Origin of the sequence: Kitasatospora sp. NPDC059648, from assembly GCF_042734825.1 — a bacterium.
GTDB lineage: Bacteria > Actinomycetota > Actinomycetes > Streptomycetales > Streptomycetaceae > Kitasatospora.
Map to the genome: position 1 here is coordinate 82,287 of NZ_JBHWDU010000026.1, position 12,945 is coordinate 95,231.

General features: G+C 72.2%; 13 protein-coding genes and 2 tRNA genes. 10 read left to right on the forward strand and 5 right to left on the reverse strand.

The annotated features are described in order from the left end of the window. Nucleotides 1-168 precede the first annotated feature (168 nt). Nucleotides 169-1,191 (forward strand): class II fructose-bisphosphate aldolase, encoded by a 1,023-nt coding sequence (gene fbaA, locus ACFV1W_RS18075; RefSeq protein ID WP_380417640.1) that lies wholly within the window; start codon nt 169-171, stop codon nt 1,189-1,191. A 110-nt stretch (nt 1,192-1,301) separates the two neighbouring features. Here the strand turns inward: fbaA and ACFV1W_RS18080 are convergent, their stop codons facing one another. Beyond that, the gene (locus ACFV1W_RS18080) at nt 1,302-1,721 is read right to left on the reverse strand and encodes a DUF3151 domain-containing protein (protein WP_380417642.1); all 420 of its coding nucleotides are present in this window, start codon (nt 1,719-1,721) and stop codon (nt 1,302-1,304) included. Between the two features lie 355 nt (nt 1,722-2,076). On the opposite strand from ACFV1W_RS18080, the gene ACFV1W_RS18085 reads away from it, so the two are divergent. Further along, on the forward strand, nt 2,077-2,859 hold the full coding sequence (locus ACFV1W_RS18085) for a DUF3152 domain-containing protein (protein WP_380417644.1): 783 nt from the start codon (nt 2,077-2,079) through the stop codon (nt 2,857-2,859). Between the two features lie 93 nt (nt 2,860-2,952). Continuing rightward, on the forward strand, nt 2,953-3,675 hold the full coding sequence (locus tag ACFV1W_RS18090) for a hypothetical protein (protein WP_380417646.1): 723 nt from the start codon (nt 2,953-2,955) through the stop codon (nt 3,673-3,675). Nucleotides 3,676-3,679: 4 nt separating this feature from the next. Here ACFV1W_RS18090 and ACFV1W_RS18095 read toward each other — a convergent pair whose 3' ends face one another. The 4 genes from ACFV1W_RS18095 to purS form a co-directional block, all read right to left on the reverse strand. Continuing rightward, the gene (locus ACFV1W_RS18095; RefSeq protein WP_380417648.1) at nt 3,680-4,492 is read right to left on the reverse strand and encodes a sterol carrier family protein; all 813 of its coding nucleotides are present in this window, start codon (nt 4,490-4,492) and stop codon (nt 3,680-3,682) included. A 65-nt stretch (nt 4,493-4,557) separates the two neighbouring features. Next, on the reverse strand, nt 4,558-6,813 hold the full coding sequence (purL, locus tag ACFV1W_RS18100) for a phosphoribosylformylglycinamidine synthase subunit PurL (protein WP_380417650.1): 2,256 nt from the start codon (nt 6,811-6,813) through the stop codon (nt 4,558-4,560). Beyond that, a complete protein-coding gene (gene purQ, locus ACFV1W_RS18105) occupies nt 6,813-7,490 on the reverse strand; it encodes a phosphoribosylformylglycinamidine synthase subunit PurQ (RefSeq protein ID WP_380417652.1) in 678 nt (225 codons plus the stop codon). Before purQ ends, purL begins: the two co-directional genes overlap by 1 nt. Then, on the reverse strand, nt 7,487-7,741 hold the full coding sequence (purS, locus tag ACFV1W_RS18110) for a phosphoribosylformylglycinamidine synthase subunit PurS (RefSeq protein WP_030278336.1): 255 nt from the start codon (nt 7,739-7,741) through the stop codon (nt 7,487-7,489). The genes purQ and purS overlap by 4 nt, the downstream gene beginning before the upstream one ends. Before the next feature lie 469 nt (nt 7,742-8,210). Here purS and ACFV1W_RS18115 point away from each other — a divergent pair, with 469 nt between their 5' ends. From ACFV1W_RS18115 to ACFV1W_RS18145, 7 genes are all read left to right on the forward strand, one after another. Further along, the gene (locus tag ACFV1W_RS18115; protein ID WP_030056585.1) at nt 8,211-8,528 is read left to right on the forward strand and encodes an Lsr2 family protein; all 318 of its coding nucleotides are present in this window, start codon (nt 8,211-8,213) and stop codon (nt 8,526-8,528) included. A gap of 142 nt (nt 8,529-8,670) precedes the next feature. Beyond that, nucleotides 8,671-8,743: transfer RNA gene (locus ACFV1W_RS18120), tRNA-Gly, on the forward strand. A 40-nt stretch (nt 8,744-8,783) separates the two neighbouring features. Then, nucleotides 8,784-8,859, forward strand: a tRNA-Gly gene (locus ACFV1W_RS18125). Between the two features lie 155 nt (nt 8,860-9,014). Then, nucleotides 9,015-10,022 (forward strand): ABC transporter ATP-binding protein, encoded by a 1,008-nt coding sequence (locus ACFV1W_RS18130; RefSeq protein ID WP_380417654.1) that lies wholly within the window; start codon nt 9,015-9,017, stop codon nt 10,020-10,022. Next, entirely contained in the window at nt 10,019-10,876 is an 858-nt protein-coding gene (locus tag ACFV1W_RS18135; protein WP_380417656.1) for an ABC transporter permease, read from the forward strand. Before ACFV1W_RS18130 ends, ACFV1W_RS18135 begins: the two co-directional genes overlap by 4 nt. 99 nt (nt 10,877-10,975) lie before the next feature. Then, nucleotides 10,976-12,199 (forward strand): sensor histidine kinase, encoded by a 1,224-nt coding sequence (locus ACFV1W_RS18140; protein WP_380417658.1) that lies wholly within the window; start codon nt 10,976-10,978, stop codon nt 12,197-12,199. Between the two features lie 28 nt (nt 12,200-12,227). Further along, on the forward strand, nt 12,228-12,848 hold the full coding sequence (locus ACFV1W_RS18145) for a response regulator (protein WP_380417660.1): 621 nt from the start codon (nt 12,228-12,230) through the stop codon (nt 12,846-12,848). Nucleotides 12,849-12,945 lie beyond the last annotated feature (97 nt).

Genomic DNA, 12,945 nt, shown 5'->3' on the forward strand with positions numbered 1-12,945 from the left:
CCGGGCCACCACCCTCATGGCCGTACCGCGGAGGTCGCCTCGAACCTTGGTGCCGGAGAGCCACACCGCAGCGCCGCGCGTCGGCGGGCCGGCACGGAGTCGTCACGAAGGCGTACACAGCGTCGGACAGCACCGTCCGTACGCCGCAACCCGACAGGAGCGGATCGCATGCCCATCGCAACTCCCGAGGTCTACAACGAGATGCTCGACCGGGCCAAGGCGGGCAAGTTCGCCTACCCGGCCATCAACGTCACCTCGTCGCAGACCCTGCACGCCGCGCTGCGCGGTTTCGCCGAGGCCGAGAGCGACGGCATCATCCAGATCTCGACCGGTGGCGCGGAGTTCCTGGGCGGCCAGCACAACAAGGACATGGTGACCGGCGCCGTCGCGCTCGCCGAGTTCGCGCACATCGTCGCCGCCAAGTACGACATCACCGTCGCGCTGCACACCGACCACTGCCCGAAGGACAAGCTGGACGGCTACGTCCGCCCGCTGCTGGCGGTCTCCGCCGAGCGCGTGGCCAAGGGCGAGAACCCGCTGTTCCAGTCGCACATGTGGGACGGCTCGGCCGAGACCCTCGCCGACAACCTGTCCATCGCCCAGGAGCTGCTGGCCCAGGCCGCCGCCGCCAAGATCATCCTTGAGGTCGAGATCACCCCGACCGGTGGCGAGGAGGACGGCGTCTCGCACGAGATCAACGACGAGCTGTACACCACCGTCAACGACGCCGTGCGCACCGCCGAGGCCCTGGGCCTGGGCGAGAAGGGCCGCTACCTGCTGGCCGCCTCCTTCGGCAACGTGCACGGCGTGTACAAGCCGGGCAACGTCGTGCTGAAGCCGGAGCTGCTGCGCGAGCTGCAGGACGCGATCGGCAAGCAGTACGGCAAGACCGACCCGTTCGACTTCGTCTTCCACGGCGGCTCGGGCTCCACCGCCGAGGAGATCGCCACCGCGCTGGAGAACGGCGTCGTGAAGATGAACCTGGACACCGACACCCAGTACGCCTTCACCCGCCCGGTGGCCGGCCACATGTTCGCCAACTACGACGGCGTACTGAAGGTCGACGGCGAGGTCGGCAAGAAGAACACCTACGACCCGCGCACCTGGGGCAAGCTGGCCGAGGCCGGCATGGCCGCCCGCGTGGTCGAGGCGGCCGAGCAGCTGCGCTCGGCCGGCAAGCGCCTGAAGTGAGCCCGCCGGAGCGCGCGTGACGGTCGCGGGTGACGGTCGCGCGTGACAACGGTCGTGCCCCCGGCGGTATCCCGCCGGGGGCACGGTCTTGTCCGGATGGTTCCGTGGTCCTACTGCTTGAGCTCCGCGTACGCCTCCGCGCTGCTGTCCTTCAGGAACTGCCAGCAGCGGGCCTCCTCCTCGGTCTCCTTGATCGCGCCGGCCGCCCGGGCGAGCGCCGCCAGGCAGCGCAGGAAGCCGCGGTTGCCGCGGTGCTCCCACGGCACCGGCCCGTGGCCCTTCCAGCCGCTGCGGCGCAGCTGGTCGAGGCCCCGGTGGTAGCCGGTGCGGGCGTAGGCGTAGGACTCGACGTAGCGGCCCGCCGCGTAGGCGTCGTCGGCGAGCATGGCCCAGGCGAGGCAGAAGGCCGGGAAGTCGGCGGCCACCTGGGTCGGTGAGGCCGACTCCTCCGCCAGCATCCGGTAGGGCTGCTCGTCCTCCGGCAGGAGGGTCGGGTCGGGGCCGTCGAGAAGATTCCTGTGAATCGCCATGCAGTGCAGTCTGCCACCCGGGGCCCAGGGGTCAACCGCCCCGCTCCGGTCACCGGGCCCCGCGGGGCGGATGCACGGCCCGGCCGCCCCGGAGCTGCGGGGGCGCCTCGGCCCGCGGGCGCACCGCCCGACCGGCCGTACCGGCGCGAGCCGCTGGACCCGGTCCGCTCCCCGGGGCCGTCGGTCGACCGGGGCCGGCCGCGGCTGCATACCAGGTATGTAGACATTCACCCGTTCGCATGCCAGGGTGTCGCTCGTGCCCGCAGCCAGAACCGCCCGCAGGCGAGCCGCTCCACCGAAGAACGCTCGCACTGCCCGTCGACGCCGCAGGCCACCCCGCCGGATCGGCCCTGGCATGCTCACGGCACTGGTCGCCTCCGTCCTGCTGCTGGGCGTCGCCGCCTTCGCCCTGGACCGCCCCTCGGACGCCCCGGCCCCCGCCGCGACCGCCCAGGCCCGGGTCGCCCCGCCCGGCGAGCAGTCACCCGGCACGGCCCCGGCTACGCCGACACCCACCGGCACCCCCACCCCCACGACGGCCCCGACGCCCACGCCCACCGCGCCCGACCCCGGCCCCACCAAGGGCGCCGGCACCTTCAGCATCGCCCCCGCCAGCGCCAAGGCCGTCGGCCGCGGCACCGTGCGCCGCTACCGGGTCGAGGTCGAGGACGGCATAGGCATCGACGCCGCCTCCGCCGCCGGGCAGATCCACGGCATCCTCGGCGACCGCCGCGGCTGGACCAACGACCACAAGAACGCCTTCCAGCTGGTCGCGGGCGGCTCGTACGACTTCACCGTGAAGATCGCCTCCCCGGCCACCGTGGACAAGATCTGCGGCGCCTCCGGGCTGGACACCCACGGCGAGGTCAACTGCAACGTCGGCAACCAGGTGCTCGTCAACTCCAAGCGCTGGAACACCGGTTCACCGCAGTTCAGCGGCCCGCTGGAGGAGTACCGGGCGCTGATCGTCAACCACGAGGTCGGCCACCGGATCGGCCACGGACACGAGACCTGCCCCGGCCCCGGCAAGCCCGCGCCCGCGATGATGCAGCAGATCTACGGTCTCAAGGGCTGCGCGCCGAACGCCTGGCCGTACTCGGCGGACGGCACCTACCTGAGCGGCCCGGCGGTGCCGTAGCCGTCCCGCGGCCCCTCGCCGCCGTCCCGCAGTGCAACGGAGTTGAGACCTGAACGGCAACCCTCCGGCACGTCCACGGCCTACCCTCCGATCATGACCGCTGCCCAACGCCTGAGGCTCACCGCCGCGTTCGCCGTCGCCGGGATCACATTCGGCACCGCGGCCTGCTCGTCCTCGTCCTCGACCTCGACCTCCACCGCCACCGGCGGCGGAGCGCTCTCCTACGACCGCGTCCGGTCGACCGCCCTGGACCTGTTCAAGAACGACTCCAGCACCTGCCCGTTCGGCCTCGACTTCGCCAAGGCCGCCGCCGCGGCCGGGATCACCGGCGCCGTCGCCCCCGCCGTGACCGACGGACGCTCCGTCACGGGCAACGCCGGGGAGGGCGTCCCGGCCCAGCCCTGGCCCTCGGGGAACACCGATCACCCGCCGACCGTGACCGAGATGCCGGCCACTCCCCCGAGCGCCCAGATCACCTGCTCGTACACGGTCGGCGCGTCCACCGTCGACGTCGAGCTGCTGGCCGTGCCGAAGAACGACTACGGCATCAGCATGATGCTCCCCTCGATCGCGCGCGCCGGGCTGCTCAGCGTGGACCAGCTCTCCCAGTTCTCCGCCGACCGGCCCGCCGTCGGCCAGACCAAGCTCACCCCGGGCGGGGGCACCGCCGCCGTCGCCCGGATCGCGCTGCACGGCGACGGGGACCTGGTGCTGATGCTCGACCAGAACACCACCGGCCGGGCGGCGCAGGACCCGGCCCTCGCCGGCGAACCGCTGCGCAAGGCCGCCGAAGCCCTGGTCGGGCAGATCCACTGACCGGCTAGCCGAGCACCGGCAGGTACTCCCCCAGGTCGCTGCGCTCCCCCGAGGCGGCCACCCCGTGGTCCGCCACCGCCGCCGCCCACGGCACCCGGCCGGTGGCCAGCCGGATCCAGGTCAGCGGGTCGGTCTCGACCACGTTGGGCGGGGTGCCGCGGGTGTGCCTGGGCCCCGGGACGGCCTGGACGACCGCGTACGGCGGGATCCGCAGCTCGACCGCGCCGCCGGGCACCCGGTCGGCGAAGGCGTCCGCCAGCAGCCGGGTGACGGCGGCGACGGCCTGGCGGTCGTGCGGGAAGGCGGCGAGGCCCAGCGCGTCGGCCAGGTCGTCGGCGTGCACCACCGTCTCCACCAGCCTGGTCACCAACAGATCGGAGAGCAGCATCGAGCCCAGCCGGATCTCCAACCGCCGTGCGGGGTCGGCGGCTTCGGGGCGCTCCAGCAGCCCGGTCAGCGCGTCGGCGGCCCGCCCGAAGGCGGCAGCCGCCGAGGCCGCGTCCCCGCCGAACCCGGCGGCGGCCCGCTCCCGGGTCTGGGAGTCCAGTGCCGGCGCGACCGTGCCGACCGCCGAGACCCAGCCCAGCAGGTCCAGCGCCGGCCGCCCCTCCAGCGGGTCGTCCAGGTGCACGGGCAGGAAGTCGAGCTGGACGGCCAGGTGAGCGAGCAGCTCCCGCACCCGCCAGTCCCCCAACCTGGTCGGCAGGTCCAGCTGCTCGTCGCCCAGCCCGGCCACGGCGGCGCGCAGCGCCCCGGTCTGGGCGGCCAGCGCGGCGCGGACCTTCTGCGGTTGGTACGTACGGGACTTGGCAGGCATGGGGCCCAACATACGCCGAGAGGCGGACGGTTCCGGAGAACCGTCCGCCTCTCGAAACCGCCGGGTCAGGCGAGCAGGGCCTCGATGACGCCGGTGTGGGCGTCCTTCAGCTCGGCCAGCGAGACGGTGAACTGCCCCTGGACGTCCAGGGAGTCGCCGTCCACCACACCGATCCGGGTGGCCGGCAGGCCACGCGCGGTGCACATGTCGTTGAAGCGGAGCTCCTCGCTGCGCGGCACCGCCACGACGGCGCGGCCGGCCGACTCCGAGAACAGGAACACGAACGGGTCCGTGCCCTCGGGCACGACGATCCGCGCGCCGTGGCCGCCCTTGAGGCAGCTCTCCACGAGCGCCTGGCCGAGGCCGCCGTCGGACAGGTCGTGCGCGGCGTCGATCATGCCGTCGCGCGAGGCCGAGATCAGGATCTCGCCGAGCAGCCGCTCGCGCTCCAGGTCCACCTTGGGCGGCAGGCCGCCGAGGTGGTCGTGGACGACCTGCGACCAGGCCGAGCCGCCGAGCTCGTCCGCCGTGTCGCCGAGCAGGTAGAGCAGCTGCCCCTCCTCGGCGAAGGCCACCGGGGTGCGCCGGGTGACGTCGTCGATGACGCCGAGCACCGCGACCACCGGGGTCGGGTGGATGGCGACCTCGCCGGTCTGGTTGTACAGCGAGACGTTGCCGCCGGTGACCGGGGTGCCGAGCACCAGGCAGGCGTCGGCCAGGCCGCGGGTCGCCTCGGCGAACTGCCACATCACGTCCGGGTCCTCGGGGGAGCCGAAGTTGAGGCAGTCGGAGACGGCGAGCGGCTTGGCACCGCCGGCCGCGACGTTGCGGTACGCCTCGGCCAGGGCCAGCTGGGCACCGGTGTACGGGTCCAGCTTGGCGTAGCGGCCGTTGCCGTCGGTGGCGACCGAGACGCCGAGGTTGGTCTCGTCGTCGATCCGGATCATGCCCGAGTCCTCGCCGTGCGAGAGCACGGTGTTGCCGAGCACGTAGCGGTCGTACTGGTCGGTGATCCAGGACTTGGAGGCCTGGTTCGGGTGGCTCGCGACCTTCAGCAGGTCGGCCTTGAGGCCCTCGCCGGTGGTCGGGCGGGCCAGCCGCTCGGCGGTCGGGGCGTCGGCCTGCAGCGCGTCCTGCCAGCTCGGGCGGGCGTAGGGGCGCTGGTAGGTCGGGCCCTCGTGGGCGACGGTGCGCGGGGGCACGTCCACCACGAGCTCCCCGTGCCAGAAGATCTCCAGGCGCTCGCCGTCGGTCACCTCACCGATGACGTTGGCGATGACGTCCCACTTCTCGCAGATCTCCAGGAAGCGGGCGACCTTGTCGGGCTCGACGATCGCGCACATGCGCTCCTGCGACTCGCTCATGAGGATCTCCTCCGGCGAGAGCGTGTGGTCGCGCAGGTGCACCGTGTCGAGGTCGATCCGCATGCCGCCCGAGCCCGCCGAGGCCAGCTCGCTGGTGGCGCAGGACAGGCCGGCGCCGCCGAGGTCCTGGATGCCCTTGACGAGCTTCTCCCGGAAGATCTCCAGGGTGCACTCGATCAGGAGCTTCTCCTGGAACGGGTCGCCGACCTGGACGGCCGGGCGCTTGGCCGGCTTGGTGTCGTCGAAGGTCTCCGAGGCGAGCACCGAGACGCCGCCGATGCCGTCGCCGCCGGTGCGGGCGCCGTACAGGATGACCTTGTTGCCTGCGCCGGAGGCCTGCGCGAGGTGGATGTCCTCGTGCTTCATGACGCCCACGCACAGCGCGTTGACCAGCGGGTTGCCCTGGTAGCAGGAGTCGAAGACGACCTCTCCGCCGATGTTCGGCAGGCCCAGGCAGTTGCCGTAGCCGCCGATGCCCGCGACGATGCCGGGCAGCACGCGCCGGGTGTCCGGGTGGTCGGCCGCACCGAAGCGCAGCGGGTCCATCACGGCGACCGGGCGGGCGCCCATCGCCAGGATGTCGCGCACGATGCCGCCGATGCCGGTGGCCGCGCCCTGGTAGGGCTCGATGTACGACGGGTGGTTGTGCGACTCGACCTTGAAGGTCACCGCGTAGCCCTGGCCGACGTCGACCACACCGGCGTTCTCGCCGATGCCGACGAGCATCGCGTCCGAATCCGGCTTCTTCTCGCCGAACTGCTTCAGGTGGACCTTGCTGCTCTTGTACGAACAGTGCTCGGACCACATGACCGAGTACATCGCGAGTTCGGCGCCGGTCGGGCGGCGGCCGAGAATCTCCCGGATGCGCGCGTACTCGTCCTTCTTGAGGCCGAGTTCGGCCCACGGCTGGGCGGCGTCCGGGGTCTGCTCGGCGTTCTTGACGGTGTCGAGGCTCATCAGGCGTTCACCAGCTGCTTCAGTACGGAAGTGAAGAAGCCCAGGCCCTCGGTGGTCGGACCGGTGAGCGGCTCCACGGCGTGCTCCGGGTGCGGCATCAGGCCGACGACATTGCCGGCGGCGTTGGTGATGCCGGCGATGTCGCGGTACGAACCGTTCGGGTTGACGTCGAGGTACCGGGCCACGACCCGGCCCTCCGCCTCCAGTTCGTCCAGGACGTGCGCGTCGGCGACGAAGCGGCCCTCGCCGTTCTTCAGCGGCACGACGATTTCCTGACCCGCCGAGTAATCCCCGGTCCAGGCCGTCTCCGCGTTCTCGATGCGCAGCTTCTGGTCGCGGCAGACGAAGTGCAGCGAGTCGTTCCGGGTGAGCGCGCCGGGCAGCAGGTGCGATTCGCAGAGCACCTGGAAGCCGTTGCAGATACCCAGGACCGGCATTCCGAGCCTGGCCTGCTCGATGACGGTCTCCATGACCGGCGAGAAGCGGGAGATCGCGCCGCAGCGCAGATAGTCGCCGTAACTGAATCCGCCCGGCAGGACGACGGCGTCGACCTGGTGGAGATCCTTGTCACGGTGCCAGAGGGCGACCGGCTCCGCGCCGGCCAGGCGGACCGCGCGCTGGGCGTCGCGGTCGTCGAGCGAGCCGGGGAAAGTGACGACGCCGATGCGGGTGGTCACTTCGCCGCCTCCTCGACGCGGACGGTGAAGTCCTCGATCACGGTGTTGGCGAGAAAGGTCTCGGCGGCTTCGCGGATACGGGCGAGCGCGGCGTCGTCGACCGGGCCCTCCAACTCCAGCTCGAAACGCTTGCCCTGGCGGACGTCGGCGATCCCGGTGAATCCGAGACGGGGCAGTGCACGCTGCACCGCCTGTCCCTGGGGGTCGAGGATCTCCGGCTTGAGCATGACGTCGACTACGACGCGTGCCACTGGCACTCCCGGTGGTGTCTTCGGTGAGGCGGGGGAACTCCAGACTACCGGCCGTTCGGGGCAGGATTGCTGGCCGGGGAAGGTGACGCGCGTAGATCCAGGACCCTTACGCCGCAAGGGATCCGGCGCCGCCATCCCTCGTCCGGGCCGGCCCGTTTCCGGGGATTCGACGCCCGGAACGGGAACCCCCCGGAGGACACCCGAATACGGCACTTGGGGACAGAACCGCCCGTCCCGCACATCGGTATCCGGCAGTCCCGCGAAGACTCGTGAATATCCGGAAAAGAATGCCGGACTCTTCGATTTCGACCCCCTTCGGGTGCAGAATAGGGCCACCTGTCGCGGCAAGTGCTGCGTATCCGGCGGGCCACCGGGCCTGCCCGTGTGCGCTTGCGCGAGTTGGTGCACATCAGGCCACGGGGCGCACTCCGTGAACCGGCGGCCGAATTGCCCGAGAGGATTGACACCCATGGCTCAGCGTGTAGTTGTCACGCTCTCCGACGACCTGGACGGCGGCGCCGCCGCGGAAACCGTCCACTTCGGCGTCGACGGGAAGTCGTACGAGATCGACCTGTCCGTGGACAACGCCGAAAAGCTTCGGGAGGCCCTCGCCCCGTTCGTCGCGGCCGGCCGGCGCCAGAGCCGCACCGGAAAGTCCTTCCGCCGCACCGCGCTCACCCCGGACCCGGCCGCCGTGCGTGCCTGGGCCCTGTCGCGCGGCATGGAACTGCCGGCCCGCGGCCGGATCCCCAAGCACGTGTACGAGGCGTTCGCCGAGGCGAACTGACCCCGTCGGGGCACCGCCCCCGGTCGCCCTGCCCGCCCGGACCGAAGGGGTGGGGCGACCACCCCGAACGATGCTGTAGAGTATTCCTCGTCGCCGCAACGGAGAGATCCGAAGAGGCGGCGGGTGCCCCACCAGGCACCGTGCGGACGTGGCTCAGTTGGTAGAGCATCACCTTGCCAAGGTGAGGGTCGCGAGTTCGAATCTCGTCGTCCGCTCGCAGTGCGCGAGCACAGCACAACTCAATAGTTTGACCATGCGGACGTGGCTCAGTTGGTAGAGCATCACCTTGCCAAGGTGAGGGTCGCGAGTTCGAATCTCGTCGTCCGCTCCAGAGCGAAGGCCCCCTCGATCGAGGGGGCCTTCGACGTATTCCGGCTCCTTCCCCCATTCCCCATGACATTTGTCATCGCCGACCCGTGGATCCGCACCGCCGGTCCATGACGGCGCGCACTGCCCGCGCGCCCGGGGCGGCGGAAGGCTTGGGGCATGGAAACGAGCAAGCCCGGTCGCCCCGGCGGCAACGTGATCGAGGTCACCGACCTGCACCGGCACTACGGCACCGGCACCACCGAGTACCACGCCGTCCGCGGCGTCGACCTGACCGTCGGCCGCGGCGAGCTGTTCGCCCTGCTCGGCACCAACGGCGCCGGCAAGACCTCCACCATGGAGGTCATCGAGGGCCTGGCCGCGCCCAGCGGCGGCACCGTCCGGGTGCTCGGCCGCGACCCCTTCACGGAGCGCGCCGCCGTCCGGCCGCGGATCGGCGTCATGCTCCAGGAGGGCGGCTTCCCCGGCGAGCTCACCGCCGCCGAGACCGGCCGCGCCTGGGCCGGGGTGACCAGCGGCGCCCGCCCGGTCGCGGAGGCGCTGGAGCTGGTCGGCCTCGGCCACCGGGCCGGCGTCCGGGTCAAGCAGCTGTCCGGCGGCGAACGGCGCCGGCTCGACCTCGCGATGGCCCTGCTCGGCCGCCCGGAGGTGCTCTTCCTGGACGAGCCCAGCACCGGCCTCGACCCGGAGGCTCGCGCCGCCGTCTGGCGGCTGGTCCGGGAGCTGCGCGCCCAGGGCACCACGGTGCTGCTCACCACCCACTACCTGGAGGAGGCCGAGGAGCTCGCCGACCGGCTGGCCATCATGCACGGCGGCCAGGTCGTGACCACCGGCACCGTCGCCGAGGTGATCGCCGGGCGGCCCTCCCGGATCACCTTCGAGCTCCCGGAGTTCACCGGGGCCGCGCTGCCCGTCCTGCCCGGGGCCGAGGTCGGCATCGACGGCCGCAAGGTCACCGTGCAGAGCATCGGCCTCCAGGACACCCTCACCGACCTGCTCGGCTGGGCCCGGCACCACGGGATCGCGCTCGGCGCCCTGGACGCCCGCAGCGCCTCGCTGGAGGAGGCCTTCCTCGCCATCGCCTCCGAGGCCGCCCACCAGGCCCCGCCGCAGGCCCCCGCCGCCGACCGTCCCGCCCGCCGCCGCCTGATCGGATCCGCCCGATGACCACCGCCGCCACCGACGCCACCGACGCCACCGACGCCACCCCCACCGTCGCCGGCCCGCCGAGCAGCACCGCCGGCCGGCTGCTCGCCCTCGGCCGTGCCGAGGCCACCCTGCTGCTGCGCAACCGCACCGCGCTGTTCACCGCCGTGGTGCTGCCGGTGGTGCTGATCAGCTCCCTCCAGGGGCTGCTCAAGAAGCAGTCCGAGAACAACCCCGGGCTGGACGTCCACTCACTGCTGATCTACGGCTCCGTCGGGATGATCCTGGCCTTCGTCGTGTACTACAACCTGACCGCCGCGTACGTGGGGCGGCGCGGCGAGCTGGTGCTCAAGCGGCTGCGCACCGGCGAGGCCGAGGACCTGGAGATCCTGCTCGGCACCGCCGTCCCCTCGCTCGTCCTCGGGCTGTTCATGGCCGCCCTGATCGGGATCGGCGGCAGCATCCGCCTGCACCTGGCCGTCCCGGTCAACCCGGTGCTGATGCTGGTCGGCCTGCTGATGCTGCTGGCCACCATGATCGCCCTGGCCGCGCTGTCCAGCGCCTTCACCAGGACCGTGGAGAGCGCGGGCATCACCACCCTGCCCGTCATGCTGGTGATGCAGTTCGGCTCCGGCCTGTTCGTCCCGCTGGAGGTCATGCCCTCGCAGCTGGCCGACGTCTGCCGTCTGCTGCCGACCACCCCGGCCTTCCAGCTGATCCGGGTCGGCTGGTTCGGCACCGACGGCTCCGGCGCCGCGACCGACTTCCTCGGCAGCTGGGGCGCCGCCGCCCCGCACCTGGTCACCGGTGCCGTCTGGCTCGGTCTGGCGGTCTGGGGCGCGGTGCGCTACTTCCGCTGGGAACCGCGTCGCTGACCGCGGCGGAAAGGCGATCCGAAGGACCGCCCCCGATTCGACCTCTGGTAGGAAGGCGGAAAGCATGATCGCTGTCGAACAGGGGCGGAAGTTTTGAGAATGCGGTCACCGCTGCGCAACTGGCGGCGTCTGAGCAAGCCGCAGCGCACCGAGTTCTACCTCCGTTGGTGCCTCTACCTGATGGCCCTGTTCCTCCTGCCCGGAGTGCTCTCCGCCATCGGCACCGGAGCCGCAACGGCCGGGAACACCCCCGCGGTCCAGGTGTCCCTCCTGATCGGCCTCGCCGCCACCCTGGTGCTGCTGCGGACCTTCCGGGTGACCCTCGACCACTACCTGCGGCGGCCCACCGACCACCGGCGCTGGGTCGTCCTCACCGTCGGCCTGGTGGTGGCCGGTTCCTGGGCGGTCATGCTGGTGGGACCGGTCGGCGACATGACGGCGGAACCGGCGCGGTTCCCGTTCACCGCGCTCGTCGTCGGCTACCTGCTGATCTTCGGTTTCTGCCCGGTGTGCGTGGGGCTGCCCCCGCGTTGGTCCGCCCCCGCCGGACTCGGCATGGTGCTGGCGGTCGGCCCGCCCATGGTGCTGGCCGGGATCGGCGTTCCCACGGCCACCGGGTTCCTGACGGTCATGGCGGTCGCCATGGCCTTCCTCGGGGCCAGCTGCCGCAGCTTCGCCTGGCTCACCGCCATCGTCTGGGAACTGGACGCCGCCCGCGAGGCGCAGTCCCGGCTGGCCGTCGCCGAGGAGCGGCTGCGCTTCTCCCGCGACCTGCACGACGTGATGGGCCGCAACCTCACCACCATCGCGCTGAAGAGCGAACTCGCCGTCCAGCTCGCCCGGCGCGGGCGCCCGGAGGCGGCCGAGCAGATGGCCGAGGTGCAGAAGATCGCCCAGGAGTCGCAGCGCGAGGTCCGGGACGTCATCCGCGGCTACCGCACCGCCGACCTGCACGCCGAGGCGATCGGCGCCCGCGCGGTGCTGCGCGCCGCCGACGTCCGCTGCGAGATCGACCTCGGCGAGGAGGCCGACCGGCTGCCGCCCCCGGTGCAGTCCGTGCTCGGCTGGGTGATCCGCGAGGCCACCACCAACGTGCTGCGGCACAGCGAGGCCGCCCACTGCCTGATCCGGCTGCGGCAGCAGGACGGCCGGGCGGTCCTGGAGCTGGAGAACGACGGGGTGCCCGCCGCACCGCTCCCCTCCCAGGGCGGCGGCACCGGTCTGCGCGGCCTGCGCGAGCGGCTGGCCGCCCACGACGGCGAGCTGACCGTCCCGACCGCCGCACCCGGTACCTTCCGGATGCTCGCCACCGTCCCGCTCTGACCCCCTGCCGCCGAGGAAGGCCCCGCCGATGACCGACACCGCACCCGTCCGCGTCCTGCTCGCCGACGACGAGCACCTGATCCGCGGTGCGCTGGCCGCGCTGCTCTCGCTGGAGGACGACATCGAGGTGGTCGCCCAGGCCGGTTCCGGCCCGGAGGCGCTGGCGATGGCCCAGGCGCACCGGCCGGACATCGCGGTGCTGGACCTGCAGATGCCCGGCAAGGACGGCATCGAGGTGGCCACCGAGCTGCGCCGGCTGCTGCCGGACTGCCGCTGCATGATCGTCACCGGCCACGGCCGCCCCGGCTATCTGAAGCGGGCGCTGGAGGTCGGGATCCGGGGCTTCCTGCCGAAGACCGTCTCGGCGGCCGACCTTGCCGGCATCATCCGCACCGTGCGCTCCGGCGGCCGGTACGTGGACCCGGAGCTGGCGGCGGACGCGATCAGCGCCGGGGAGACCCCGCTGACCCCGCGCGAGACGGACGTCCTGGAGCTGGCCGCGGACGGCACCCCGATCGCGGAGATCGCCGAACGGGCCGCGCTCTCCCAGGGCACCGTGCGCAACTACCTGTCCTCGGCGGCGACCAAGCTGGGCGCGGAGAACCGGCACGCGGCGGTGCGGATCGCCCGCGAGCACGGGTGGATCTAGGGCCAATGCCAGTGACTTTGTCCTCCGATCCTCGTTGGTTGTGGTGTGGCGAGGGTGGGGCAGGTCAAGTCGCCTGCGGGTGAGCGGTTGTCGGATC

What these genes read in the sequence shown, in the direction of transcription:
- ACFV1W_RS18090 (WP_380417646.1), top strand. Translation starts at nt 2,953, where the DNA reads ATGACCGCTGCCCAACGCCTGAGGCTCACCGCCGCGTTCGCCGTCGCC.
- ACFV1W_RS18145 (WP_380417660.1), top strand. Translation starts at nt 12,228, where the DNA reads ATGACCGACACCGCACCCGTCCGCGTCCTGCTCGCCGACGACGAGCAC.
- ACFV1W_RS18085 (WP_380417644.1), top strand. Translation starts at nt 2,077, where the DNA reads ATGCTCACGGCACTGGTCGCCTCCGTCCTGCTGCTGGGCGTCGCCGCC.
- ACFV1W_RS18140 (WP_380417658.1), top strand. Translation starts at nt 10,976, where the DNA reads ATGCGGTCACCGCTGCGCAACTGGCGGCGTCTGAGCAAGCCGCAGCGC.
- purL (WP_380417650.1), bottom strand. Translation starts at nt 6,813, where the DNA reads ATGAGCCTCGACACCGTCAAGAACGCCGAGCAGACCCCGGACGCCGCC.
- ACFV1W_RS18130 (WP_380417654.1), top strand. Translation starts at nt 9,015, where the DNA reads ATGGAAACGAGCAAGCCCGGTCGCCCCGGCGGCAACGTGATCGAGGTC.
- ACFV1W_RS18135 (WP_380417656.1), top strand. Translation starts at nt 10,019, where the DNA reads ATGACCACCGCCGCCACCGACGCCACCGACGCCACCGACGCCACCCCC.
- ACFV1W_RS18080 (WP_380417642.1), bottom strand. Translation starts at nt 1,721, where the DNA reads ATGGCGATTCACAGGAATCTTCTCGACGGCCCCGACCCGACCCTCCTG.
- ACFV1W_RS18095 (WP_380417648.1), bottom strand. Translation starts at nt 4,492, where the DNA reads ATGCCTGCCAAGTCCCGTACGTACCAACCGCAGAAGGTCCGCGCCGCG.
- fbaA (WP_380417640.1), top strand. Translation starts at nt 169, where the DNA reads ATGCCCATCGCAACTCCCGAGGTCTACAACGAGATGCTCGACCGGGCC.
- ACFV1W_RS18115 (WP_030056585.1), top strand. Translation starts at nt 8,211, where the DNA reads ATGGCTCAGCGTGTAGTTGTCACGCTCTCCGACGACCTGGACGGCGGC.